We start from the raw sequence: 26,360 nt of genomic DNA on the forward strand, positions 1-26,360 counted from the left end.
CATGATAGATAAAAGAGTAAAAAATGCAAAGGAAGCCATCGAGGGAATTAAAGATGGAATGACGTTGATGTTGGGTGGATTCGGACTTTGCGGTATTCCTGAAAACTCAATTAATGCTTTGGTAGAAAGTGATGTAAAAGACTTAACCTGTATTTCAAACAACGCCGGGGTAGACGATTTCGGATTGGGATTGCTTCTGAAAAAAAGGCAGATCAAAAAAATGATTTCTTCATATGTAGGAGAAAATGCAGAATTTGAAAGACAGATGCTTTCAGGAGAACTGGAAGTGGAGCTGACACCACAGGGAACACTGGCAGAAAAATGCAGAGCAGCACAGGCCGGAATTCCTGCTTTTTATACGCCTGCAGGCTTCGGTACTGAAGTCGCGGAAGGAAAAGAAGTGAAAGATTTCAAAGGGAAACCTCATATCCTGGAATATGCCTTTGAAGCAGATTTTTCAATCGTCAAAGCATGGAAAGGCGATCATGCAGGAAACCTTATTTTTAAAGGCTCTGCAAGAAATTTTAACCATCCCATGGCCGGTGCAGGAAAAATTACAATTGCTGAAGTAGAAGAGCTGGTAGAACCCGGACAACTGGATCCGAACCAGATTCATATCCCGGGGATCATGATCCAACGAATTTTCCAGGGAGAAAAGTTTGAAAAAAGAATCGAACAGAGAACCGTTAGAAAAAGAGATTAATTTGATGTTAATGTAAGCTTATTAAGTTAATCACAAAAGAATTTACATACAGCTTTCAACAAAAATCAAAGATTTTTAAGGCTTTTGGTCGCTTATTTAAAGATATATCTAAATCTTTTGCTTCTTTTGCGGTAAATATTAAACTTAAAGAATTTTTTAAATTTTTCTAAAAATATACCCCGAAATCAACTTTCGGGGTAATTTATTTTATTTATAAAGCCTAATTGTCATTCTGAACAAAGTGAAGAATCTCACAATCATATAAACTTCCATCTCATCTATACCAAAGTTTTCCTTTCTCCAATCTGCTGTCTCCACATTGCATAATACAGTCCCTTTTCTTCGATAAGGTTGAGGTGCGATCCGGTTTCTACAACCTGTCCACGCTCCAGAACGAAAATTCTGTCTGCATGCATAATAGTGCTTAATCTGTGGGCAATAAGAACGGTAATTTGTTCCTTCTCCCTGGAAATTTCTTTAATGGTAGTGGTAATTTCTTCCTCCGTAATACTGTCTAAAGCAGAAGTCGCCTCATCAAAAATCAGTAAATGCGGTTTTCTTAATAAGGCTCTCGCAATGGCAATTCGCTGCTTCTCACCGCCGCTTAATTTTAAACCTCCTTCTCCAATTACGGTTTCAATTCCGTTTTCTGCACGTTCTAAAAGATTTGTGCAACTCGATTTTTTTAATGCCAACTGCAAATCTTCTTCTGTTGCGGAAGGATTTACAAACAAAAGATTCTCTTTTATGGTTCCTGCAAAAAGCTGCGTGTCCTGGGTCACAAAACCGATCTGGTTTCTCAGTTCATCAAAATCAAATTCCTTTCCGTCAATATTATTATATAGAATAGAGCCTTCCTGCGGCCTGTATAATCCTACAAGAAGTTTTACCAAAGTACTTTTTCCGGAACCGCTTGGTCCAACGAAAGCAATTGTTTCCCCGTTTTTTACTTTAAACGAAATTGAATTCAGGGCTTTGTAATGAGCAGTCTGATGCTGAAAAGAAACGTTCTGAAATTCAAGATCTTCAATAGCCCCGATTTTCTTAGGAGTTAACGGTTTAGGCTCAACTTCTTTCTTCATCACCCGGTCGAAATTATTAAGCGATGCCTGTGCCTCCCGATAGGAAATAATGATGTTTCCGATTTCCTGCATCGGTCCGAAAATAAAGAATCCGTAAAACATCAATGATAAATACTGTCCTGGAGTTACAATATTTTTAAAAATCAATAATAAAAGCGTAAAGGTGATCATTTGCTGTAAAAAGTTAACCAGAGTTCCCTGTACAAAGCTCAGAGAACGGATGCTTTTTACTTTTCTAAGTTCCAGATTAAGGATTTTATAAGTATTGTTATTCAGACGTTCAACTTCCTGATTGGTCAATCCCAGGCTTTTTACAATCTCGATATTTCTGAGACTTTCGGTGGTGCTTCCCGCCAGATTGGTGGTTTCCGTAACAATATTTTTCTGTATGGTTTTGATTTTTTTGCTCAGTAAATTAGTTACCACTGCAATAAAGATAATTCCTACTACGTATACCGGCATAATAGACCAGTGCAGACGAATGGCATACACCGACACGAAAATAATGCTTACCAGAATTCCGAAGAATACATTGACGAAATTATTGATAAATTTTACGGAGTCTTCCCGAACTTTTGTTAAAATTGAAAGCGTCTCACCGCTCCTCTGATCTTCAAATTCCTGAAACGGCAGTCTCATCGAATGCTTCAGCCCGTCAGTAAATATTTTTGCACCAAACTTCTGAATGATCACATTCACGACATAATCCTGGAATGCTTTAGCGATACGGCTTATCATGGCGGTACCGACCAACAGCCCTAAAAAATAGAAAACACCATGATAAATATCAGTTCCGTAAAGATATTCATTCATGTTTCTAGGAAGCGTCTTCTCTTTATCGAAAAAATTGGGGTGGGTAACAAGTCTGTCTAATATATTCCCTGTAATAGCAGGAGCAAACAAAGAAAAAACCTGATTTACAGCGGCTAAAAACAGCGAAATAATAATCAGCCATTTGTAAGGTTTAAGATAGTGTAATAAAATTTTCATCGGTAAAATTAAAGCGTACAAATTTACAACAAATTGACATTCAAAATTTATCATAGGATAAGAAAGAAAGTATTTTGTAATTCCGTAAAAATGGCTAATTTGGCGGGATAAGATTAAGCTATGCTAACGAAAGAACAAATTGCACAAAGAATTTCCAGAGAAGTTAAAGACAGATACTACGTAAACCTCGGAATCGGGATTCCTACCCTGGTGGCCAATTACGTTTCGGAAAATCTCAATGTAGAATTCCAGAGTGAAAACGGAGTGCTGGGAATGGGACCGTTTCCATATGAAGGTGAAGAAGATGCAGACATCATTAACGCCGGAAAGCAGACCATTACCATTCTGGACGGAGGTTCATTCTTTGATTCTGCTTTCAGTTTCGGGATGATCAGAAGCAAAAAAGTTGACCTTACCATTCTTGGTGCCATGGAAGTTGCAGAAAACGGAGATATCGCCAACTGGAAAATCCCTGGAAAAATGGTAAAAGGAATGGGCGGTGCAATGGATCTCGTAGCTTCTGCTGAAAATATTATCGTTGCTATGATGCACGTGAACAAAGCTGGAGAAAGTAAAATCCTGAAAAAATGTACGCTTCCTTTGACAGGAGTAAACTGTGTAAAAAGAGTAGTCACCGAATTGGCCGTACTGGATGTTACGCCTGAAGGTTTCAGACTTATTGAAAGAGCTCCGGGAGTTTCCGTAGAGCATATCATAAAATCAACAGAGGCGGAACTTATTATAGAAGGTGAAATTCCTGAAATGCAGTTTTAAATAAATACAAACCTTGTCGCCGGCAAGGTTTTTTTATCGAAATAATTTTAACATCTCATAATAAAAACTGACATAGGAAATCGCAGCGTTAAGAAAATTAAAATTAATCCGTTAAGAAATTCCCACTGTTCGAAGCGCGATACAAATTGAAACGAAGAACAAATTTCGATTCGCGCAAGTTTTGGGAATTTTAGGATTAAATTTTAATTTTTAGCGGAGAGTTCCAAGTCTTGAATTTTTGTTTCTTTTGTTTCAAGACAAAAGAAATAATAAATTAAATAACAGATTAAATTTCAGAAAATAAGTATCTTAGCAAAAACCTAAAAATTGCATGATACGCGCTTTCTTACTTGTTCTTCTTTTCTTTTCAGGAGTGGCTTTTTCGCAAAATAAACTTCAGCTGATTCCATATCCGCAGAAGGTTGAATTTCAGAAAGGAGAATTCGTTATCCCTGAAACTTTTATATTAAGTGGAAATCTTCCTCAAAAAGAAACAGATTATTTAAAAAAACGATTGAGTCCAGTTTTAAAATTTGAAAATAGAGTAAAAGGAGGAGGAATTCAGCTTGAGAATTCTTCAATTCCCGCAACTCCTTTAATTACCGAGCAAGATAAAGAAAAATACATATTAGAAATTTCGCCAAAATATATTCAGATTAAATCTGTAACAGACCGCGGCTATTTTCTGGCGCTCCAGACATTAATACAATTAATAGAACAATATACAGATTCGGGAAAAATTCCGGCAATGAAAATTGAGGATGAACCAAAATTCGCCTGGCGCGGAATGCACCTTGACGTCTGCCGACACTTCTTTACGGTTGATGAGGTGAAACAGTATATCGATTATCTGGCCATGTACAAACTGAATACGTTTCACTGGCATTTAACCGACGATCAGGGATGGAGAATTGAAATCAAAAAATACCCGAAATTAACACAGATCGGTTCAAAAAGAAAGGAATCGATGATCGGAGCCTATGTTGATAATACGTTTGACCGAAAGCCTTACGGACCTTATTTTTACACCCAGGATCAGATCAAAGAAGTGGTAAAATATGCTCAGGAAAGACATATTACCGTAGTTCCCGAAATTGAAATGCCGGGTCATGCTTTAGCTGCACTTTCAGCTTATCCTGAATTGGCCTGTACAAAAGGACCTTTTGAGCCGGCAACGAAATGGGGTGTTTTCGATGATGTTTTCTGCCCGAAAGACGAAACTTTCAAATTTTTAGAAAATGTACTGGATGAAGTAATTCAGCTTTTTCCTTCACAATATATCCACATTGGTGGCGATGAATGCCCGAAAACAAGATGGAAAGAATGCCCGCATTGCCAGGAGTTAATCAGAAAAAATAATCTGAAAGATGAACACGGTCTTCAAAGCTATTTTATTCACAGAATTGAAAAATATGTCAATTCAAAAGGAAGAAAAATCATTGGCTGGGACGAAATCCTGGAAGGCGGTTTAGCTCCAAATGCTGCTGTCATGAGCTGGACAGGCATAAAAGGCGGTGTAGAAGCTGCAAATACAGGGCATTTTGCAGTAATGACCCCCGGATCTTATTGCTATTTCGATCATTATCAGGGAGATCCTGCAACGGAGCCGAATGCTTTTGGAGGGTTTACCCCTTTAGATAAAGTGTATTCTTACAATCCAATTCCGGAAGAACTGAATGCAGAACAGTCGAAATATATCTTAGGCGTTCAGGCAAATTTATGGACGGAATATATTCTTGATTTTAAACAGGTTCAATACATGATTTTCCCGAGATTACTGGCGCTTTCAGAAGTAGGCTGGGGAACGGCCGACCCTAAAAATTATAAAGAATTTGAAGGAAGAGTAATTCATGAATTTAAAAATCTTGATAAATTAGGTGTGAATTACGCAAAAAGCATTTATAATGTTTCTGGTAAAGTAATTCCTTCTGAAAATGGCGTTGCTTACGAGCTTTCGACCTCTCAAAATCCGGACGGAATAAGATATACATTGGACGGAAAAAATCCTTCAGCAAGCTCTGAGAACTATAAAAATCCCATACCTGTTTCAAAATCAATGACCATAATATCGGCCTATTTCGAAAACGGAAAACTGAAAAGCGCGGTATCTTCACAAGATTTCACCATATCAAAAACAACAGGAAAAAAAATCATTTTAGAAGAACAGCCAAGCGAAAATTATTCATTCGGAGGTGCTTTCACTTTAGTTGACGGAATTATCGGAAATCAGAAGCAATTGGGAAAAACATGGCTTGGTTTCCCGGGAAAAGATGTTGTGGCTACGATTGATTTCGGACAGAAAACTCAGTTTTCAGAGGTGTACTTTAATACTTTAGACAACAAAGGAAGCTGGATCCATTTCGCAAAATCTGCTCAGATTTTCGTTTCAGACAACGGAACGGATTTTAAACTCATTAAAGAAATCGCAAAAGATGAAATCCTTTCAGCAAAAGGTAAAATCAGGCTGAAAGTAGGAGATCAGAATTCAAAATATATTAAATTTAACATAGAAAATGCAGGAATTATTCCGCCAGGAAATCCGGGTGCAGATTCCAAAGCATGGCTTTTTGTTGACGAAATTGGTGTAAATTAGCCTTAGAAATTTTATTATGCAGGATTCGGTTCTTTCTTCAGAATTTACTTCTTCACCTGAACTGGTAGAAAAGCTCTATCAGTATGGCATCACGAAGACATATCAGGAAGGCGATATTATTTTGGATGAAAATTCGTCCATTCGTTCAATTCCGATCGTGATGAAGGGGATGCTGAAAGTCATTCGGACGGAAGAAGACGGCCGCGAAATTCTTCTGTATTACATCAAAGCCGGAGAAAGCTGTATCATGTCTTTTCTGGGCGGCATGCACAACGAAAAAAGCATTGTAAAAGCCGAAGTGGAAGAAGATACCGAAATTCTTTTTCTGCCTATAGACAAAGTTTCTTTGTTCATCAAAGAATATCCGGAATGGCTGGATTATATTTTCAGGCTATATCATAAGCGTTTTGAAGAACTTCTGGATATTATCAACGCCATCGCTTTCAAAAAAGTGGATGAACGGCTGCTGAATCTTCTCCATAAAAAATCTGAAATTCTTCATTCAAAAACAATAATTATTACACACGAACAACTTGCCAATGAACTCGGAACCGCTAGAGTAGTCGTCTCCCGACTATTGAAACAGCTGGAAGATGCAGGTAAGCTTCAGCTTGGAAGAAATAAAATTACCATTTTGGAAGACATTTAAAACTTTTTAGCGGCTTTGCTGAGTGCAATATGAAAGTTTACAAACGTAGTTCAGCATTTAATGTACTTCCATGAATCTCTTTGCGTGCTTATCTAAGTGAAAAGTTTATGCTGAGCTTGTCGAAGTAGCTTTGCGAAATTAAAAACATTGAGTAGTCAAAAAAAATCTTCCCAGCCTTTGCGTTAAAAAAAACCTTCTGTAACAAAAGTAACTGTACATCTTTTCCGATATATTCAATTTTGCATCATAAAGTTGAGAAAATGGAAATTTTTGGATATATCGCTTCAGTTTTAATAGGTATTTCATTAGGATTAATCGGTGGCGGAGGAAGCATTCTCACCGTTCCCGTGTTAGTCTATCTTTTTGGGTTAGACGCCTTTCTTGCAACAGAATATTCACTTTTTATTGTCGGAATAAGCAGTATTGTAGGTTCGGTTTCATACTTCAAAAAAGGGTTGGTAAATCTTAAAACAGCTTTCGTTTTCGGGATTCCTTCCATAATCTCCATTTTTCTTACTCGAAATTATATTTTACCCTTAATTCCCGATAACGTATTTAGGATCAGTGATTTTTTAATAACGAAAGATATCCTGCTGTTGTTGGTTTTTGCAGGTTTAATGATTGTCGCTTCCTACAAAATGATACGGAAAAGCACCGAATCTCAGATTAAAAACCAGGATTTTCAAAAGAATAGCACGCTTTTGGCAGCCGGAGAAGGCTCAATTGTCGGGATTCTGACCGGTTTAGTTGGAGCAGGAGGCGGATTTATGATTATTCCCGCACTCGTCAACCTTCTCAAAACTCCCATGAAAGTTGCCATCGGAACATCACTGGTTATTATATCTCTCAATTCGCTGATCGGATTTTTTTCTTCAATAAACAATGTAGCAGTCGACTGGAAATTGTTGACAACCATTTCTTCCATTGCCATTGTAGGCATCATTATTGGCTCACAGTTATCCAAAAAAATCGATGGCAGAAAACTTAAGCCTGCTTTTGGCTGGTTCATTCTGGTGATGGGAATTTATATCATCATAAGAGAGGTTTTCTTTTAATTTTATTTGTTATGGCAGCTATTTCCACCTGTAATTTATCCTGAGTTTATCGAAGGTTTCCAGCTTTTTGTTTCGCTGCACTCCACAAAAAGAGCTCCACTCAGGTCGGGCTGCGAGAGATTCCGTGGAATCTGAGAGAATTAAATTACTTTACTTTTTGTAATAATTTCACTTTGCGGACTTGGCTAAGTAGAACGTCTTTGCGACCTTAAAAACGTTTAGTAGTCAAAAACTCTTTGCGATCTTTGCGTTAAAAAGCATTACGATATCAAGATGCTTCCAGCATGACAATCACCTGATAAAGTAAATATTTACAAAAATCTGCATCATCCGTAAAATCCGCGAGAGAAATTAAACTACATTACTTTCCAAAATTCTTTGCGCTCTTATCTGAGTGAAACGCCTTTGCGCCCTTAAAAACGTTTGGTATTCAAAAAATCTTAGCGGTCTTTGCGTTAAAAATCTGCATCATCCGTAAAATCAGCAGGAGAATAAAATCTAGCTTTCTGTAGCATTTCATATCTTCGCGATCTTAATTTAGTGAAACGCCTTCGCGCCCTTAAAAACGTTTAGTATTCAAAAAAACCTTTGTGCGCTTTGCGTTTAAAAAACATTTCGAAATCAAGATACTTCAGCATGACAATCTCCTGATAAGTATAGGTTAAAAAAATCTGCGTTATCCGTGAAATCCACGTGAGAATAAATCTAACTAGTTTTCTGTAGCATTTTATATCTTTGCGCTCTTAGCTGAGTGAAACACCTTTGCGAACTTACAAAAAACAGTTAGTAGCCAAAAAAATCTTTGCGTCCTTTGCGTTAAAAATATATAACGATATCAAGATGCTTTCAGCATGACAATCTCCTGATAAAATAGAAACTTTTAAATAAATCTGCGTCATCTGCGTCATCAGCGAGAATTAAATTTAGTTTACTTTCTGTAGTAATTTCACTTTGCGGACTTGGCTAAGTAGAACGCCTTTGCGAACCTAAAACAGTTGGTAGTCAAAAAGTCTTTGCGTACTTCGCGTTCAAAATATATAACGATATCAAGATGATTCCAGCATGACAATCACGATAAATAAAAGCTTTTAGCCTAACACACTATACGCAAATTAACGATATGCTCGTTTATTTTAAATGCAATAAGTGGTTAAAAAACAATTCTTCGCGCTCTTAGTTGAGTGAAACGCCTTTGTGCCCTTAAAAACGTTTAGTATTCAAAAACTCTTTGCGCCCTTTGCGTTAAAATATATAAGAATATCAAGAAGCTTCCCGCATAACAATCTCATGATAAAGTAAAAACATTCAAATACATTCGCTTCATCTGCGGAACCAGCGAACTTCATGTTTAAAAAATCCCGTTCTGTAACAAAAGTAGCTGTACGCCAAATCCCAAACCTGGAAATTTGTATCAATAAAATAATTAAAATTTAAAATCATCAAAAAAATGAAAATAGAACAGATTTATACAGGATGTCTTGCGCAGGGAGCATATTATATTGTTTCTAATGGTGAAGCAGCAATTGTAGACCCATTGAGAGAAACACAGCCTTACATTGACCGGCTGGAAAAAGACAATGTTAAACTTAAATATATTTTTGAAACGCACTTTCACGCAGATTTTGTAAGCGGACATCTTGATTTGAGCAGAAAAACAAATGCACCGATTGTTTACGGGCCGACCGCAAAACCTGAATTTGAAGCCATCATTGCAGAAGACAATCAGGTTTTTGAAGTAGGAAATATTAAAATAAAAGTGCTGCATACTCCTGGTCATACCCTTGAAAGTTCATCTTTTCTGCTGATTGATGAAAAAGGAAAGGAAACAGCTCTTTTCAGCGGGGATACTTTGTTTTTAGGAGATGTTGGCCGACCAGATTTAGCACAGAAAGCAGCAAATATGACACAGGAAGAACTAGCCGGGTTGTTATATGAAAGCCTGTACAACAAAATCTTACCTTTAGATGATGACATTACCGTTTATCCGGCTCACGGAGCGGGTTCAGCCTGCGGAAAAAATATGCAGAAAGAAACGACAGATTCATTGGGGAATCAAAAGAAAACCAATTATGCGCTGAACCAGAAGGATAAAGAAAGCTTTATAAAAGCAGTAACAGAAGGCCTTCTTCCGCCTCCGGCTTACTTCGGAATGAACGTAGCCATGAATAAAAAAGGCTACAACAGTTTTGATGAGGTCCTGTCAAAAGGTTTACAGGCTCTTTCTCCCGATGAATTTGAAGAAATGGCAGAACAGTCAGGAGCGTTAATTTTAGATGTAAGAAATAATGAAGATTTCGTACGAGGATTTGTTCCGCAATCCATCAATATCGGTCTGAAGGGCGATTTTGCACCCTGGGTCGGAGCGTTGATTGTAGATGTGCAACAGCCGATTCTCCTTATTACGAACGAAGGCGAAGAGGAAGAAACTGTTATCCGTTTAAGCAGGGTTGGTTTCGACAACGTTCTCGGATTTCTGAAAGGTGGTTTTGAAGCGTGGAAAAATACCAAAAAGGAAACAGATTCCGTCAATAGAATTTCAGCACAACAATTTGAAAAAGAAATTAAAAATAAAGGAGCAAAAATTATTGATGTGCGAAAAGAAAGCGAGTACAATGCGGAACATGTCGATCAGGCATTTAATAAACCTTTGGCATACATCAATGAATGGATCAGTTCAGTCGATCCGGCAGAACACTTTTATCTGCACTGTGCGGGAGGCTACCGCAGTATGATGGCAGCAAGTATTCTTCAGGCGAGAGGTTACAGAAACTTCACCGAAATCGGAGGCGGGTTCAGTGCGATTTCCCAGACTGAAGTTCCGGTAAGTGATTTTGTTTGTCAGAGTAAAGTTTAAAGTAATCTGAACCGCAAAAGACACAAAATATTTATCTGTTAAGTAAATAGTCAACGAAAAATAGCATAATGTTTAAAAATTATTTGCTTTTGGAAGCTTTTAGTCTAGGTAAAAAATCAATACCGTTTTCTGTTTCTTTTGCGGTTTTAAATCAAATTAATAATTAATCCGAATATAAAAGTTTAATACAATCATCAATGTTAGAAATCATAAAAGAACCGTGGCCGTGGTATATTGCAGGACCTTTAATAGGTCTTACGGTTCCTGCCTTATTAATTTTGGGCAACAAATCTTTCGGGATCAGTTCATCGCTGAGACATGTCTGTGCAGCATGTATTCCTTCAAATATCAGCTTCTTCAAATACGACTGGAAAAAAGAACTCTGGAACTTATTTTTCGTCTTTGGGATTTTATTGGGCGGCATTATCGCTTCTCAGTTTTTAATCAGTCCGGGAGAGGTTTCTGTTAATTCTGCCTTGAAATCCGAATTAGCAACTTACGGAATTACAGACTACAGCAATATGGTTCCGGTACAGCTCATGAATTTTGCCGGTCTTTTCACTCTAAAAGGTTTCATCGTGATGGTCGTTGGTGGATTTCTGGTGGGTTTCGGAACACGGTACGCCGGCGGATGTACCAGCGGACACGCCATTATGGGACTGTCTAATTTACAGTGGCCATCCCTTATTGCAACAATATGTTTTATGGCAGGAGGGTTTTTAATGGCGAATGTGATTCTGCCAATTATTCTTTCACTTTAATTAAATAAAAATGAAAAAAGAACAAGATATACGGCATCAGGACAGCATCTGTACCAACGAAAGTCATCTCCAGCATCAATGGTATCACCACTTAAAGTATCTCATCGTAGGAATTCTCTTTGGAATTGTTTTCGTGAAGGCAGAAGTCATCAGCTGGTTCAGGATTCAGGAAATGTTCCGCTTACAGTCTTTTCACATGTACGGAATTATAGGAAGTGCTGTTGTAACGGGGATGATATCCGTATTTATTATTAAAAAATTTAATATCAAAACCATTTATGGTGAAAAAATTTCCATTGCTCCGAAGAAATTCAATAAAGGACAAATTTACGGAGGATTGATCTTCGGATTTGGCTGGGCAATTACAGGAGCTTGTCCGGGACCGCTTTTTGCCCAGATCGGAACAGGAGCTTTGGTCATTATTATTACTTTAATAAGTGCCATTTTCGGAACCTGGGTGTATGGATATTTCAGGGAAAAATTACCTCATTAATTTTCAATAAAACTCATGCTGAGCGGTAGAAAATCTGCCGCTTTTTTTATTTCCTGCAAATGCGAAAAATCCTTAATTTGGAGCCAAATAAATCTGAGTATGCAAAGTAGAAGAAAGTTTCTGAAAAAATCGGCAATCGCTTCCCTAGTTTTAGCAGTAAATCCATTGGATCTGCTTGCCAAAGATCTTCCGGAAAACAACAATACCGTAATTAATAAACCCATCGTTCTTTCCACATGGAATTTTGGTTTAAAAGCCAATGAAGAAGCCTGGAAAATCCTCGGAAAAGGAGGAAGGGCTTTGGACGCCGTAGAAAAAGGGGTTCGCATGGTAGAGGATGACCCGAATGAGAGAAGCGTTGGTTACGGAGGCCGCCCAGACAGAGACGGAAGGGTAACTTTAGACGCCTGCATCATGGATGAAAACTACAATATCGGTTCTGTGGCCTGTCTTGAACATATTAAAAACCCGATCTCTGTGGCAAGAGCAGTGATGGAAAAAACACCTCACGTAATGCTGGTAGGAGACGGGGCCTTACAGTTTGCGGTTTCACAGGGATTTAAAAAAGAAAATATTCTCACTCCCGAATCCGAAAAAGAATGGAAAGAATGGCTGAAAGACAGCAAATACCAGCCGATTGTCAATATTGAAAATCACGACACGATAGGAATGATTGCGATGGACGCTAACGGAAATCTCTCAGGAGCATGCACCACCAGCGGAATGGCTTTTAAAATGCATGGAAGAGTAGGAGATTCACCAATCATCGGGGCAGGTCTTTTTGTCGATAATGAAGTTGGGGCAGCTACGGCGACAGGTCATGGCGAAGAAGTGATCCGAACCGTGGGAACTCATTTGGTGGTAGAACTGATGAGACAGGGGAGAACACCACAGCAGGCCTGTAAAGAAGCCGTGGAAAGAATTGTACAGATTACGAAAAGAAGAAATAAAAATCTGAAGGACATCCAAGTAGGTTTTATTGCCATTAATAAAAAAGGAGAATATGGTTCATACTGCATTCAGGATGGGTTTAATTTTGCCGTGTACGGCCAAAAAGGCAACCGCCTTGAAAAACCTGATTTTGCCCTGAAATAATGTAGAGATCAATAGGAACGGGCTTTAGCCCGTTTTTTCAAAATAAAAAATCCATTGGCTTTAGCCTAAATTAAATAATATAAATGTCAAAAATAGAAATAGCATGCTTTAATCCCGAATCGGCAATAATCGCTTTTGAAAACGGCGCAGACAGAATAGAACTGTGCGACGGATTAAGCGAAGGCGGAACCACACCGGACTTTGAAATAACAAAACAGCTTCGCGAAAAAATCAAGATTCCGATATTTGTGATGATCCGTCCCCGTGGCGGAGATTTCACATATTCGGATGAAGAATTTGAGCAGATGAAATCGGATTTAATCCAATTAAAATCTTTAAACGTTGATGGCTTCGTATTCGGAATTTTGGATGATAATGATGAAATTGATATTGAACGCAATAAAATCCTGATTTACCTGGCAAACTCTTATCCCTGTACTTTTCACCGTGCCTTCGACCGCGCCAAAGATTTGGAAAATTCCCTTGAAAAAGTAATTGATTGCGGTTTTAAAACCATTCTTACTTCCGGACAAAAACCCAACGTAGCGGAAGGTAAAGAAAACCTTAAAAAACTAGTGGAATTATCCGGTGGCAGAATTGAAATACTTGTAGGGGGCGGACTGCGTTCTGCCAATATCGAAGAAATCCGCGAGTTTACTAAAGCAGGATATTTTCATTCTTCTGCGATTACAGATGGTGGTGAGTTAGCAAATGCTGCTGAGATAATTGTCTTGAAAAATAAATAATATTAAACGCAAAGCTTATATTAATTTGAATTATATTTAAGGAACAAAGAATGGTGACAAAGTCGCTTAATGAAGCTACTCGTTTAATTTTAGCTTAATAAAATCAATTTATTGATTCTTCTTTGCTCCTTAATTGTGAGAATATTATAAATAATCTTTGCGTTAAAAACAAAACACAAATGACAGAAAACGAATTGTCCTATAAAATTATAGGCGCAGCTTTAGAGGTTCATCGAAATTTAGGAGTAGGCTTATTGGAAAACGCTTATGAAACAGCACTGTTTTACGAAATTAAAAAAATGGGAATTAAAGTAGATAAACAGGTTTGTTTACCCCTCCAATATAAAGAAATATTTATTGAAAAAGCATACAGAATTGATTTAATTGTCGAAAATAAAGTGATTGTGGAAATTAAATCGGTTTTAGAGATGCATCCTATTTTTTATTCTCAAGTATTAACCTATTTAAAACTGACAAATTTGAAATTAGGGCTTCTTATTAACTTTAATACACCACTTATTAAAGATGGCATCCATCGAATAGTAAATAAATTATAATGAAAAAAAATATACTTTTTTCCTTCCTTTTCATACAAATTCTAATCAACGCTCAGTTTTCCGAACGGAATTTATCCTCGGAAAAATGGAACTTTAAAAATGTTAAAGAAAATAAATGGTTGACCGCCTCGGTCCCGGGAACCGTACATTTGGATTTGATGAAGAACAATGTCATTCCTGACCCCTTCAAAGATGAAAACGAGAAAAAAGTACAATGGGTAGAGAATGAAGACTGGGAATATCAGACAAAATTTAATATTTCTCAAAAGGAATTAAGCAATCAGAATATTGATTTGGTATTTTTTGGATTGGATACCTTTTCCGAAATTTATTTAAATGGAAAATTGATACAGACAACAGATAACATGTTCAGAAAATGGACAGTTTCCGTAAAGCAGTATGTAAAAAAAGGTGAAAATATTTTACAGGTAAAATTCAGATCTGCAGTAAATACCGGGAAACAGTTGGCTGAAAAAGTTCCGTTTACCATGCCGGAGTCCCCAAGAAGTTTTGTAAGAAAAGCACAGTATCAGTTTGGTTGGGACTGGGGACCAAGACTCGTCACTGCCGGAATCTGGAAAGATGTACAATTAAATTTCTGGAATCAGGCAAAACTGGAAAACATAAAAATTGAGCAAAAAACGATAACAAGGCAAAAAGCAGAATTAAATATTTATACTGAAATTTCAGCAGATCACGAAGGGAAATATTCAGTTTTAATCAATAATAAAATCAACACAATCCGGTTGAAAAAAGGAAAAAATACGATTTTGATTCCTTTTACTGTTAACAAACCGAATTTATGGCAGCCGAACGGATGGGGAAACCCGAATCTTTATGACATAGAAATTACCCTGCAAAAAGATAATAAACTGATTGATAAAAAATCTGAACGCATCGGACTAAGAACGGTTGAATTAATTCAGGAAAAAGACGAAAAAGGAAAATCCTTTTATTTCAAAGTAAACGGAAAACCAATGTACGCCAAAGGAACCAACTGGATTCCCGGCGACAGTTTTTCTCCAAGAATGACCAAAGAAAAATACCGGAAACTCATCAAAGACTGCAAAGAAGCCCACATGAACATGATCCGTGTCTGGGGCGGCGGAATTTACGAAGATGACGAATTCTACAAAGCCTGTGATGAAAACGGCATTTTAGTATGGCAGGATTTTATGTTTGCGGGAAGCTTTTATCCTGCAGACGAAAACTTTCAGAAAAATGTTGAACGGGAAATAAAAGATCAGGTAGAACGGCTGCAGAATCATCCTTCCCTGGCTTTATGGTGCGGAAACAATGAAATTGATGAAGCAATAGTCAATTGGGGATACCAGAAGCAGTTTAAATATTCCAAAGAAGATTCTCTTCAGGTATGGAAAGATTATAAGACCATTTTCCATGAAGTAATTCCTAATGCCATTCAAAAATATGCGGTTTCTGATAAACGGATCTATTGGCCAAGTTCACCGTCCATCGGCTGGGGCCACAAGGAAAGTTTAACGGAAGGAGACTCTCATTACTGGGGCGTCTGGTGGGGCGAACAGCCGTTTGAAATGTATAATGAAAAAGTTCCGCGCTTCTCTTCCGAATACGGTTTTCAGGGAATGCCGACTTTAGAAACCACAAAATCCATGTTTTCAGGGAGTCCTGAACTGAATTTGCAAAATGGAATTATCAAAGCGCACGAAAAACATTCCAGAGGCTGGGAGATTATTGAAAATTATATGAAGCGGGATTATAACATTCCGAAAGACTTTGTGAAATACAACTATATTTCCCAGTTGCTTCAAGCCCGCGGAATGCAGATTGCTATTGAAGCGCACCGCCGTGCAAAACCTTACAACATGGGAACGTTATATTGGCAGCTGAACGATTGCTGGCCGGTGGTTTCATGGTCTTCGGTCGATTATTTAGGAAATTGGAAAGCGCTGCATTATCAGGTGAAAAGAAGTTTTGAAAACCAGGTGATTTTAACGGAAGAGAAGGATGGAATTCTGAATTTTTACGGAATTAATGACGGATTGAATGCAATTGAAAACGTAACCTTAGAGTTTGAAGTAAACAATTTTAAAGGTGAAAATATTCTTACGGCAGTTTCAGATAATAAACAGAATTTGGAAGGAAATATAAAGTTTGATTCTGCATCCATCAGTGAACTCGTCGGTGATGGCAATAAAAATGAGCTGTTTTTAAATGTAATTTTAAGAGGAAAAAATGAAAAAGTAATTGCGGAGACCAACTATTTCTTTGCAAAACCGAAAGATTTAAAACTGCCAAAACCCCATCTTACAATCAGGAAAATTTCTCCGACTGAAATTGAAGTTTCTACCGATGTTTTAGCGAAAGATGTCTATTTAATGGGAGATACGCACTTTAGTGACAATTTCTTCGATTTGCTTCCAAAAGCTTCGAAAAGAATTACTCTTACAAAGCCTTTGGAAAAAATTGAAATCATGAGTTTGTGGGATACGATGAATTAAAACTTACTCCATCAAAATAACCTTTAATGTTTCAAAAACCTTGAAGATTTAGCTTTAGAAGTTGTTTAAACAAAGATTGCAGTTCCCGAAAGAATCAATTAATTTTACACTTTAAATATTTTCCTTTGCAGTACGCCCAGATTGTTTTACCGTTAAATTTAAAAGGATCTTTTACCTATAAAGTTCCCGAAGAGCTGCAATCCGAAATCCAGACCGGAATGCGCGTTTTGGTGCCGTTTGGCGGTAAAAAGATCTACACCGGAATTGTATTTGAACTTCATAATGACGCGCCGGAAACATTTGTGGCGAAAGAAGTGATCAGCCTTCTGGACGATCAGCCGATTGTTCCTCAAGAGCAGATTAACTTTTGGAACTGGCTTTCCGGGTACTATCTGTGCGGTCTTGGCGAAATTTACCGTTTTGCTTTTCCTTCTTCTTTAAAGCTGGAAAGCGAAACCTATTTAAAATTAAAACCGAATATAACGGTCGATTTCGAAAATCTGGATGTCAACGAAATGTACCTGATCCAGGCGCTGGAAGTCCGGCAGCTGATTAATTTGACGGATATCGAAGCATTTATTCCGAAAAAAGATATCATCAGAACCATCAACTCATTAATTGATCTTCAATATATCGAGATTGATGAAAAAATTGCCGAAAAATACAAAGCAAAAGAAATTGCCTATGTAAAAGTAAAAGATGAGGTTTTAAAAAACCAGAACCTTACGGAAATACTTTTAACCTTAAAAAGATCACAGAAGCAGAAAGACCTTTTCCTTCATATTCTCGAAAAACAGACGGAAAATCCTGATCTTCACATTAAAAAATCAGAGCTTTTTGAAGATGGTTATTTTGGAAGTTCACACTTTAAAGCATTAGCAGATAAGAATCTTGTTGAGGAATATTACATGCAGAAAGACAGGCTGGAGAGCTATGAAGGAGAAATAGAAGAAATAGAAGAGCTTTCGGAACCTCAGAAAACAGCAAAAGCGGAAATAGATGAAGCTTTTGAAGAAGGGAAAAATGTACTCTTGCATGGTGTCACATCATCAGGAAAAACACATCTCTACCTTGAAAAAATAGAAGAATGCATTAAAGAAGACAGGAATGTATTGTTCCTGCTTCCGGAAATTTCCTTAACCAAGCAGATTACCCAACGGCTAGAAAAAAAATACGGCAGACAGCTCGGTTTTTACCATCAGAAACTTACCGATTTTGAACGTGTGGAAGTCTGGAGAAGAATCCGCCAGAATGATATTAAAATCCTGATCGGAACAAGGAATTCCTTATTCCTGCCTTTCCGGAATTTGGGACTGATTGTGGTCGATGAAGAACATGACTCTGCGTACCGGCCAAGAGAAGTGTCTCCTTATTTCAATGCGAAAGATGCAGCATTAATCTTGGGAAATTTCTATAATGCCCGTGTGATTTTAGGTTCCGCAACACCCTCCGTGGGAAGCTATTACAATGCCAGGAAAGAAAAAATGGCCTATGTTTTTCTCGAAGAGCGTTTCGGGAATGTAAAGCTTCCGGAATATGAACTTGTAAATTTTAAAGAAGCCCAGGATTCCAAAAAAGTTTCCGGGAATTTTTCTCTACAGGTTATTGATGAGATTAAAAAAGTTTTAGAGGAAAAAAATCAGGTTATTGTGCTTCACAATCGCCGTGGTTATGCCAATGTGGTGGAATGTGAAACCTGCGGTTATGTCAATTACTGTTCCAATTGTGATGTGGTAATGACGTATCATAAAGCGGCCAATGAAATGAAATGCCATTACTGCGGCCAGAGGGCTTCCAAACCGAAAAACTGCCCTAAATGTTACTCCGAAAACCTGAATGAAAGAGGTGTAGGAGTGGAACAGATCCATGAAGAAGTTTCAAAGCTGTTTCCCGACAACGAAGTTGACAGAATGGATGTTGATTCGATGAGAAAGAAATTTGCCTACGAAAGATTATACGAAAAAATCGAAGACCGCGAAACCGATATTGTAGTCGGCACACAGATGATTTCCAAAGGTCTGGATTTTAATCACATTGAGCTGGTGGCGATACCTAAAGCAGATTCTATGCTGTATGTTCAGGATTTCAGGGCAGAAGAGCGGGCTTATCAGCTCATTACCCAGGTGTCAGGAAGGGCAGGAAGGGTATCCGGACAGGGAAAAGTAATTATTCAGACTTATAACCCGGAACACTCAGTTTTTCAGCTGATTAAAATGAATAATCCGGCAAAAGTGTATAAATACATTTTAACGGAACGTAAGAAATTCCATTATCCGCCTTTTACGAAACTCATCATGGTTGAGATGAAACACCGAAGAGAAGATAAAGCCAACAGGGCTTCACAGTTTCTTGGGTCAATTCTCAGAAAGTATCTTCCTGAAGACTGTGTCTTAGGCCCGGAAAAAGCGCAGATCGCAAAGCTTAACAACCTGTATCAGTTTCAGATCCTTCTAAAACTTCCCAGAGGAAAAAAATATGAAGAATATAAAAAACTGGTTTTAACAAGTTTAAAAGAATTCGATGAAATTACTGCGTACCAAAGCATTAAAAAAGATGTTTTTGTTGATTTTTAACAAATTTTAACAAATTTTATAGGGTTTTATTATCACCTTCCGCATCTACTTTTAGCAATATTTTCTACATTTGGTCGTTGATTATATGTTTGGGGTTTAACTTTCAATTTAACCGATTGATTTTTAATCCATCCAACATATAGCAAAATGAAAAAAATAGATGGTAAATTTCAGAAAGTATATTTCAGGTGTTGCGGTGCTGGCCGCAGGATTCGTCCTTGCCCAGTCTACCGTTTCTACAGTGCTGTATTCTCCGGGTTACGAAAATCAGAACAACAGTTTAAATCTGCCTTCACCGATCACATCGATGGTAGAAAAAACAGTTCTGTCGGCGAAAGAGCTTGTAGACATTAATGTAAACACAATGATGACCGATCCGGTGCTAAAAAATGCAACCTGGGGATTCGTAGTGTACGATCCGAAAACGAAGAAAATTATCTCTTCGTATAATGAAAATACTCCTTTAGTTCCTGCTTCCACCACAAAATTACTGACCACCGAAACGGCAATGAGCATGCTGGGTGAGAATTATCGTTGGAATACGCAGCTGGAATATTCAGGAAGTGTTGATGAAAATGGAATTCTTAACGGAAATCTTTACATCGTGGGAAGCGGCGATCCTTCTTTGGGAACCAATAAAGCAGGAGCCTGGGCCTACAGAGATATTATTTCAGATTTTAAAGAAGGGCTTTCACGTGAGGGAATCAAAAAGGTAAATGGTGATATTATCATCCAGACAGCGCTTTTCAAAGGCAATATTTCGAAGCTTCCGGAAAATGTTGTTTGGTTGGAGAATAATAATTACTACCTGCCTGCAGGAACCACCCGCGAGATCAATCCTGCTAATGAAAAACTGATTGTGAAAAAATCTGCCAACTTCTCAAACGAAAAGAAATTTTTCTACGTTTCCCCTTATAACAACCAGATGGTGTATGCCGACAAATATGAAGGTGACGGTATTTTAACCACAAAATTACCAGACGCTCCGGCGTATCTTGCCAACACATTCAGAACGACTTTGGTAAAAGGAGGAATTCCTGTAACCGGAAAAGTAATCCCGAAAATGACGGATGCCAATCCTGAAAGCAGAAAGCTGGTTTCAACGTATAAATCTCCGACTTTAAGCGATATTATTTTTTATACCAATCAGCATAGTGATAACGGTTTAGCTGAAGCATTGCTGAAAACAGTAGGTTTCCAGAGCTTGGGAGACCAGACTACGGAATCCGGAAGAAAAGTAGTGACGGAACATTTGAAAAGCGAAGGTTTTGATATGATGGGCCTGAATTATATCGACGGAAGCGGGCTCTCTAGAAGCAATAATGTTACGCCGATATCACAGGTAAAATTTCTTACCTCTTTAATGGATGAAAAGTATTATAAAACATATTTGAATTCATTACCTGTAGGCGGGCAGTCGGGAACGTTGAAAAGAATGTTCAACGGCCTTGGAAACGGACAGATTTTTGCAAAAACAGGCACCTTGAACAGGGTAAAAACCCTGGCCGGATATATGAAAACAAATACCGGCAAGACCTTGGTTTTCTCTTTACTGGTAAACAATTATACAGGGTCGGTAGACATGGTGAAGAAAAGAATGGAAAAAATTCTTGAACCAGCTCTAGATTTATAGATTTATTAAAATTTAATTAAGATAAAAACCTTTTAATCAATGATTGAAAGGTTTTTTTATATCTTTGATACAATTTTTTACTAAGTATGAAAAAATTCTATTTTTTGTTATTGGGTGTCTTTACGATGCAGCAGTCGTACGCCCAAAAAGACATAAACAATATTGAAAGAAAGGGACTGATCGCAAAAGAAATGAAATCTTTTGCCAACAAAATGGAAGCCGGAAATACAAATCCTAATACGCTCAATTATGATCTCCAGTACCAGAGAATGGATGTTACGGTAGATCCGGCCGTTTACAGCATCGCAGGTTCCGTAACTTCTCATTTTAAGCCGACCCAGAATATCAGCAGCATCTATTTTGATCTTGATGATCAGATGACGGTTTCACAGGTATCCTATCATGGTAACAATCTTAATTTCCAGCAGCTTTCCACAAAAGAAGTAAAAATTGATTTTGCTTCCGCATTGTCTGCCAATGTACTGGATTCTCTTACGATCAGCTATTCCGGAGCCCCGCCTACCGCCAATAATGCTTTTTTTAACGGAACCCAGGGCGGAACTGCAGTTTTGTCTACGTTAAGTGAGCCTTACGGAGCGCAGGACTGGTTTCCTACCAAACAGAGTTTAAATGATAAAATCGAAAGATTTGATATAAAAGTAACAACGCCTTCCCAATATAGTGTGGCTGGAAATGGTAAATTTATGTCTGAAACCATCCTTGGAAACGGACAAAAACGTACTTTCTGGAGAACACAATATCCTACTGCGGCTTATCTTATCGCGTTTTCTATTACTAATTTTGTTAAGCTAAATGACACTATGGGAAATCCGCCATTCCCTTTTGTGAATTATATTTTTCCGTCTACTTCCAACAATACAACAAGCATGAGCAATATTGAATGGACGAAAACAGTGATGAATACTTTTGAAAATTATTTCGGACCTTATCCTTTCCGAAACGAAAAGTACGGGCATATGGAGTTCCAGGCCGGCGGCGGAATGGAACACCAGACCATGTCTTCAATGGGAGGATGGTCCAGAGGGTTAATTGCTCATGAGCTTGCCCATCAGTGGTTCGGGGATAAAGTTACCTGCGGTGCATGGAATGATATCTGGCTCAACGAAGGCTTTGCAACATTCGGAGAACATCTGGCCAACGAAAAACTGCTGATGAATAATGCGGACTTTTTAAACTACCTGCTCGGACAGAAAAATTATATTACCAGTGCAACGGGTGGAAGTGTATATGTTGCCGACTCAAACCTTTGGAGCGTAGGAACTATTTTCAATGGAAGATTGTCTTATTCTAAAGGCGGATACGTTTTAAGAATGATTAAATGGATTCTTGGAGACACTGCCTTTTATCAGGCTATTAAAGAATACCATTCCAGACCTGCTCTTGCCTACAATTATGTAAGAACACAGGATCTTAATGCTTCATTACTGACTTCCACCGGCAAAGATTTTACAGAATTTTTCAACGACTGGATCTACGGACAGGGTTATCCAACTTATAATATCCGCTGGAAACAGGTAGGAAATACCTTAACTATTAAGGCTTCACAGACACAAAGCAGTCCTACGGTAAGCTTTTTTGAAATGCCTCTTCCGATAAAAGTAAACGGCACAGGTGGCCAGGTTGCGTATTTTGCACCGAATAATACGGTAAACAACCAGTATTTTACACAATCCGTGGCTTTTCCGGTTGCCAGTGTAGAATTTAACTACGAGTATCAGATTTTAGAGAAAAATTCAACGGTGGCTCAGGATAATATATTAGGGACAGCAGAAATGGTGAAGGATGAATTTGCCCTTTATCCCAATCCTGTCAGAAATGAAATCAATATTAAAGGCGTTGATAGGCCTGCGGAATTTACCATCTATTTCTCAGACGGAAAACTTGTGAAGAAAGGAACGTATCAGCCAGGAAAACCAATCAATACATCAGAATTTATTCCCGGAACATATATTTTCAGAATTAATGATAAGAACGTGAAGTTTTTAAAAAAATAAAAGACATATCGCAAATTACAAAGCCGTTTCATCCTTGTGAGACGGCTTTTTTTATTAAATTAGCGCATCTTAAAAAATATTAGAAATGATCTCTCAAAAGTATCTTGAAAATCTACAGAACGAACTGCAAAATATTGAAAACGACGGACTTTATAAAAGAGAAAGAATAATAACTTCTCAGCAAAGTGCGGAAATAGAAGCCAATGGAAAAAAGCTCCTGAACTTCTGTGCCAACAATTATCTGGGATTATCCAACCATCCGGAGGTGATGAAAGCTTCCCAGGAAATGATAGAATCTCACGGTTATGGAATGTCTTCCGTTCGTTTTATCTGCGGAACTCAGGATATTCACAAACAATTGGAGCAGAAGATTGCAGATTTCTTAGGCCTTGAAGATACGATTCTTTATGCCGCTTGTTTTGATGCTAATGGAGGGGTTTTTGAACCATTATTCACCGAAGAGGATGCGATCATTTCCGATGAGCTGAACCATGCTTCCATTATCGACGGAGTACGTCTTTGTAAAGCTGCAAGATACCGTTATAAAAACAACAATATGGAAGATCTGGAAGCACAGTTAATTGCCGCTTCCGAAAAAAATCACCGTTTTAAAATCATTGTTACGGACGGTGTTTTCTCAATGGACGGAATTGTTGCAGACCTTAAAGGCGTTTGTGATTTAGCCGATAAATACGATGCGCTTGTTATGGTAGACGACTCTCACGCTACAGGTTTCATCGGCAAAACAGGCCGTGGAACACATGAAGCCAACGACGTGATGGGTAGAGTAGACATCATTACTTCCACCTTAGGAAAAGCGTTAGGTGGCGCTTTGGGCGGATTTACCTCAGGTAAAAAAGAAATCATCGATATGCTGAGACAGCGCTCCAGACCATATTTGTTCTCCAACTCACTGGCGCCGGGAATCGTGGGAGCAGCGTTGAAAGTATTGGATATGATCTCCGAAGATACTTCTTTGCGTGATAAAGTAATGGAAAATGCTGAATACTTCCGAGCTGAAATGAAATCGAAAGGTTTTGATATTCCGGATGGAGATGCAGCGATTGTTCCGGTGATGCTTTATGATGCACCTTTAGCCCAGAAAATGGCAGAAAAATTAATGGATGAAGGAATTTATGTGATCGGATTCTTTTATCCGGTGGTGCCGAAAGGAAAAGCGAGAATCAGGGTTCAGCTTTCTGCAGCACACACAAGAGAACATTTGGATAAAGCAATTACAGCTTTTGAAAAAGTTGGAAAAGAATTGGGAGTTATTTCCTAATTGATAATATTGATGGGATGCTTCCACAAGTTGCGCATGACACCTGCATAATTGGCTTTAAAAGCAGTAATATTGCAATGTCATGCTGAACCTGTCGAAGCATTTTCTTATAATGTTTCCGAATTAAAAGAATTTATTTTTAAAAATTATATAAAAACTTATCTTTGCGGATAATTTTCAATGAAATGTTTTTTAAATCCAAGTATATAATTGAATTTTCAAAACCAAAAGAGGAAATTTTAAATGATATAGATAAAAATTTATATAAAAAATTCTTTGATTGGAACAAGCGTTTCGCGGGAGAGGTGTCTGAAAATAGTTTTGATGTTAAGTTTTTTCATGATAAAATGTCTCCTTACTTTAAAGGGAGATTTGTTGGAAAAGAAAATAAACCAGAAACAATTGAATTAACTGTATATTCAGGTGTTTTTTCCATTTTAGGAAGCATATTCGGAACTATAATTTTCTTGGGATTTACGATTGCATTTTTTTTACAGGAAAATTATTTATGGACTGCCGCCATGGTCATCATTAATATTTTAATTGTTTTATCAAACCAAGCTGGGATTAATAATACAAAAGATAATTTTTTTGAATATTTAAAAAATTTGGATGCATTTAGTAAGATTGTTCCTGTTAAAAAATAGAATTAATACATGCTTTACACTATAATAAAAGCGCTTCATATTATCTTCATGGTAAGCTATTTTGCAGGGATCTTTTACCTTGTGAGAATCTTTGTTTACTATAAAGATACCGACGAATTTGCCGATGATAAAAAGAAAATCCTGAGAGAACAGTATACTTTTATGGCACGCAGGCTGTGGAATATTATTACCGTTCCGGCAGGTGTCATCATGACCATCTGCGGAATAACCATGATTTTCCTGAATTTAGGATTGATGAAAACACCTTGGTTTCATCTGAAGCTGACGTTTCTTATCGGTCTCGCAATTTACCATTACTGGTGCTGGAAAAAGGTGTTACAACTGAAAGAACTTAACGGAAACACGTTAGAAACAGCCAATATCAAACTAAGACAGGCAAATGAAATAGCAACGTTCATTTTGTTCCTGGTTGTATTCACGGTGATTTTAAAATCTCAGGTTATTGAATATTGGTGGCAATTAATCACCGGATTTTTCGTTCTGGTATTTTTAATTATGATGACGGTGAAATTGGTTAATAAAAATAAGAAAAAGTAATGATTGGTTAATGGTTGTTAGCTCATGGTTGATCGTAAAAAGCTAACAACTAACAACAATTAACTAACAACATTTGACAATAAAAACTATGATTGCAATTTTAAAAAAAGAACTTTGGAGTTACTTCGGAAACTGGAGCGCGTGGATCATCATTGCTGCCTTCAGTCTGATCGCAACCCTGTTTCTGTTTTTTTTCGACAACGATTCCAATATTTTTGAGATCGGGATGGCCTCTTTACAGAGCTACTTTGTTTTGGTTCCCTGGCTGTTAATGTTCATCATTCCCGCTCTTTCTATGAAAACCTTTGCTGAAGAGCAGCAAACAGGAACCTTAAACTGGCTGTTTTCCCAACCTTTAAAAATTTCAGATCTCGTATTCGGAAAATTCTTTTCCGTTTGGATTGTTGGTATTTTATGCCTGATTCCATCGCTGATTTATTTATACACCGTTTACGTATTAGGTGTTCCGGCGGGAAATATAGATCTTGGGATGACGTTCGGAAGTTACATCGGATTGATTATTTTAATTGCAGCATTTTCAGGAGTTGGGATTCTGGCTTCTTCGCTTTCCCAAAACCAGATCATGGCTTATCTGTTGGGCGTTTTCATGTGTTTCATCATGTACTTCGGGATTGAGCAGCTGGCAAGTTATAAATTGCTCGGTGGCGCAGACTTTATTTTACAGAATGTAGGCTTTTATCAGCATTTCTTAGGTTTTACAAGAGGACTTATTGATTTTAAGGATGTGGCTTATTTTGTGCTGGTCATCGGTATTACTTTAGTGTTGTCCAATCATTTCATTAATAAAAAAAAGTAGAAT

20 protein-coding genes are annotated in these 26,360 nt (G+C 37.7%); 19 read left to right on the forward strand and 1 reads right to left on the reverse strand.

All coding sequences use genetic code 11. From position 1 onward, the window contains the following. Window position 1 precedes the first annotated feature (1 nt). Window positions 2-703, forward strand: a complete 702-nt coding sequence (locus ACYT6F_RS12610; protein ID WP_472598017.1) for a CoA transferase subunit A — start codon at window positions 2-4, stop codon at window positions 701-703. 278 nt (window positions 704-981) lie between these two features. Here ACYT6F_RS12610 and ACYT6F_RS12615 read toward each other — a convergent pair whose 3' ends face one another. Beyond that, a complete protein-coding gene (locus tag ACYT6F_RS12615) occupies window positions 982-2,775 on the reverse strand; it encodes an ABC transporter ATP-binding protein (RefSeq protein ID WP_472598018.1) in 1,794 nt (597 codons plus the stop codon). Between the two features lie 120 nt (window positions 2,776-2,895). Between ACYT6F_RS12615 and ACYT6F_RS12620 the strand changes: the two genes are divergently transcribed. The 18 genes from ACYT6F_RS12620 to ACYT6F_RS12705 all read left to right on the forward strand — a co-directional run bounded on the left by ACYT6F_RS12620 (window position 2,896) and on the right by ACYT6F_RS12705 (window position 26,357). Further along, the gene (locus ACYT6F_RS12620) at window positions 2,896-3,549 is read left to right on the forward strand and encodes a CoA transferase subunit B (RefSeq protein ID WP_472598019.1); all 654 of its coding nucleotides are present in this window, start codon (window positions 2,896-2,898) and stop codon (window positions 3,547-3,549) included. Between the two features lie 331 nt (window positions 3,550-3,880). Then, entirely contained in the window at window positions 3,881-6,142 is a 2,262-nt protein-coding gene (locus ACYT6F_RS12625; protein WP_472598020.1) for a family 20 glycosylhydrolase, read from the forward strand. 16 nt (window positions 6,143-6,158) lie between these two features. Then, entirely contained in the window at window positions 6,159-6,791 is a 633-nt protein-coding gene (locus ACYT6F_RS12630) for a Crp/Fnr family transcriptional regulator (protein WP_472598021.1), read from the forward strand. Between the two features lie 260 nt (window positions 6,792-7,051). Beyond that, window positions 7,052-7,846 (forward strand): sulfite exporter TauE/SafE family protein, encoded by a 795-nt coding sequence (locus tag ACYT6F_RS12635; protein ID WP_472598022.1) that lies wholly within the window; start codon window positions 7,052-7,054, stop codon window positions 7,844-7,846. A 1,447-nt stretch (window positions 7,847-9,293) separates the two neighbouring features. Then, on the forward strand, window positions 9,294-10,700 hold the full coding sequence (locus ACYT6F_RS12640) for an MBL fold metallo-hydrolase (protein ID WP_472598023.1): 1,407 nt from the start codon (window positions 9,294-9,296) through the stop codon (window positions 10,698-10,700). A 197-nt stretch (window positions 10,701-10,897) separates the two neighbouring features. Then, window positions 10,898-11,461, forward strand: a complete 564-nt coding sequence (locus ACYT6F_RS12645; RefSeq protein WP_472598024.1) for a YeeE/YedE family protein — start codon at window positions 10,898-10,900, stop codon at window positions 11,459-11,461. Between the two features lie 10 nt (window positions 11,462-11,471). Continuing rightward, complete coding sequence (locus ACYT6F_RS12650; RefSeq protein ID WP_472598025.1) at window positions 11,472-11,954, forward strand: DUF6691 family protein; 483 nt, start codon at window positions 11,472-11,474, stop codon at window positions 11,952-11,954. Window positions 11,955-12,053: 99 nt separating this feature from the next. After that, entirely contained in the window at window positions 12,054-13,049 is a 996-nt protein-coding gene (locus tag ACYT6F_RS12655; RefSeq protein ID WP_472598026.1) for an isoaspartyl peptidase/L-asparaginase family protein, read from the forward strand. An 83-nt stretch (window positions 13,050-13,132) separates the two neighbouring features. After that, window positions 13,133-13,795, forward strand: a complete 663-nt coding sequence (locus ACYT6F_RS12660) for a copper homeostasis protein CutC (protein ID WP_472598027.1) — start codon at window positions 13,133-13,135, stop codon at window positions 13,793-13,795. Window positions 13,796-13,974: 179 nt separating this feature from the next. Next, window positions 13,975-14,352 carry a GxxExxY protein gene (locus ACYT6F_RS12665; protein ID WP_472598028.1) on the forward strand — a complete coding sequence of 126 codons (378 nt, stop codon included), beginning with the start codon at window positions 13,975-13,977 and terminating at the stop codon, window positions 14,350-14,352. After that, window positions 14,352-16,832 (forward strand): beta-mannosidase, encoded by a 2,481-nt coding sequence (locus ACYT6F_RS12670; protein ID WP_472598029.1) that lies wholly within the window; start codon window positions 14,352-14,354, stop codon window positions 16,830-16,832. Before ACYT6F_RS12665 ends, ACYT6F_RS12670 begins: the two co-directional genes overlap by 1 nt. Window positions 16,833-16,957: 125 nt before the next feature. After that, entirely contained in the window at window positions 16,958-19,405 is a 2,448-nt protein-coding gene (priA, locus tag ACYT6F_RS12675) for a replication restart helicase PriA (RefSeq protein ID WP_472598030.1), read from the forward strand. A gap of 160 nt (window positions 19,406-19,565) precedes the next feature. After that, a complete protein-coding gene (gene dacB / locus ACYT6F_RS12680) occupies window positions 19,566-21,038 on the forward strand; it encodes a D-alanyl-D-alanine carboxypeptidase/D-alanyl-D-alanine endopeptidase (RefSeq protein WP_472598031.1) in 1,473 nt (490 codons plus the stop codon). Between the two features lie 86 nt (window positions 21,039-21,124). After that, on the forward strand, window positions 21,125-23,053 hold the full coding sequence (locus ACYT6F_RS12685) for a M1 family metallopeptidase (protein WP_472598032.1): 1,929 nt from the start codon (window positions 21,125-21,127) through the stop codon (window positions 23,051-23,053). Between the two features lie 85 nt (window positions 23,054-23,138). After that, entirely contained in the window at window positions 23,139-24,335 is a 1,197-nt protein-coding gene (kbl, locus tag ACYT6F_RS12690; protein ID WP_472598033.1) for a glycine C-acetyltransferase, read from the forward strand. A 185-nt stretch (window positions 24,336-24,520) separates the two neighbouring features. Next, complete coding sequence (locus ACYT6F_RS12695; protein WP_472598034.1) at window positions 24,521-24,982, forward strand: hypothetical protein; 462 nt, start codon at window positions 24,521-24,523, stop codon at window positions 24,980-24,982. Window positions 24,983-24,991: 9 nt separating this feature from the next. Then, complete coding sequence (locus tag ACYT6F_RS12700; RefSeq protein ID WP_472598035.1) at window positions 24,992-25,540, forward strand: CopD family protein; 549 nt, start codon at window positions 24,992-24,994, stop codon at window positions 25,538-25,540. 88 nt (window positions 25,541-25,628) lie between these two features. Next, window positions 25,629-26,357, forward strand: a complete 729-nt coding sequence (locus tag ACYT6F_RS12705; protein WP_472598036.1) for an ABC transporter permease — start codon at window positions 25,629-25,631, stop codon at window positions 26,355-26,357. Window positions 26,358-26,360: the final 3 nt, after the last annotated feature.

It is taken from the genome of Chryseobacterium sp. NG-CE01 (genome assembly GCF_055695505.1).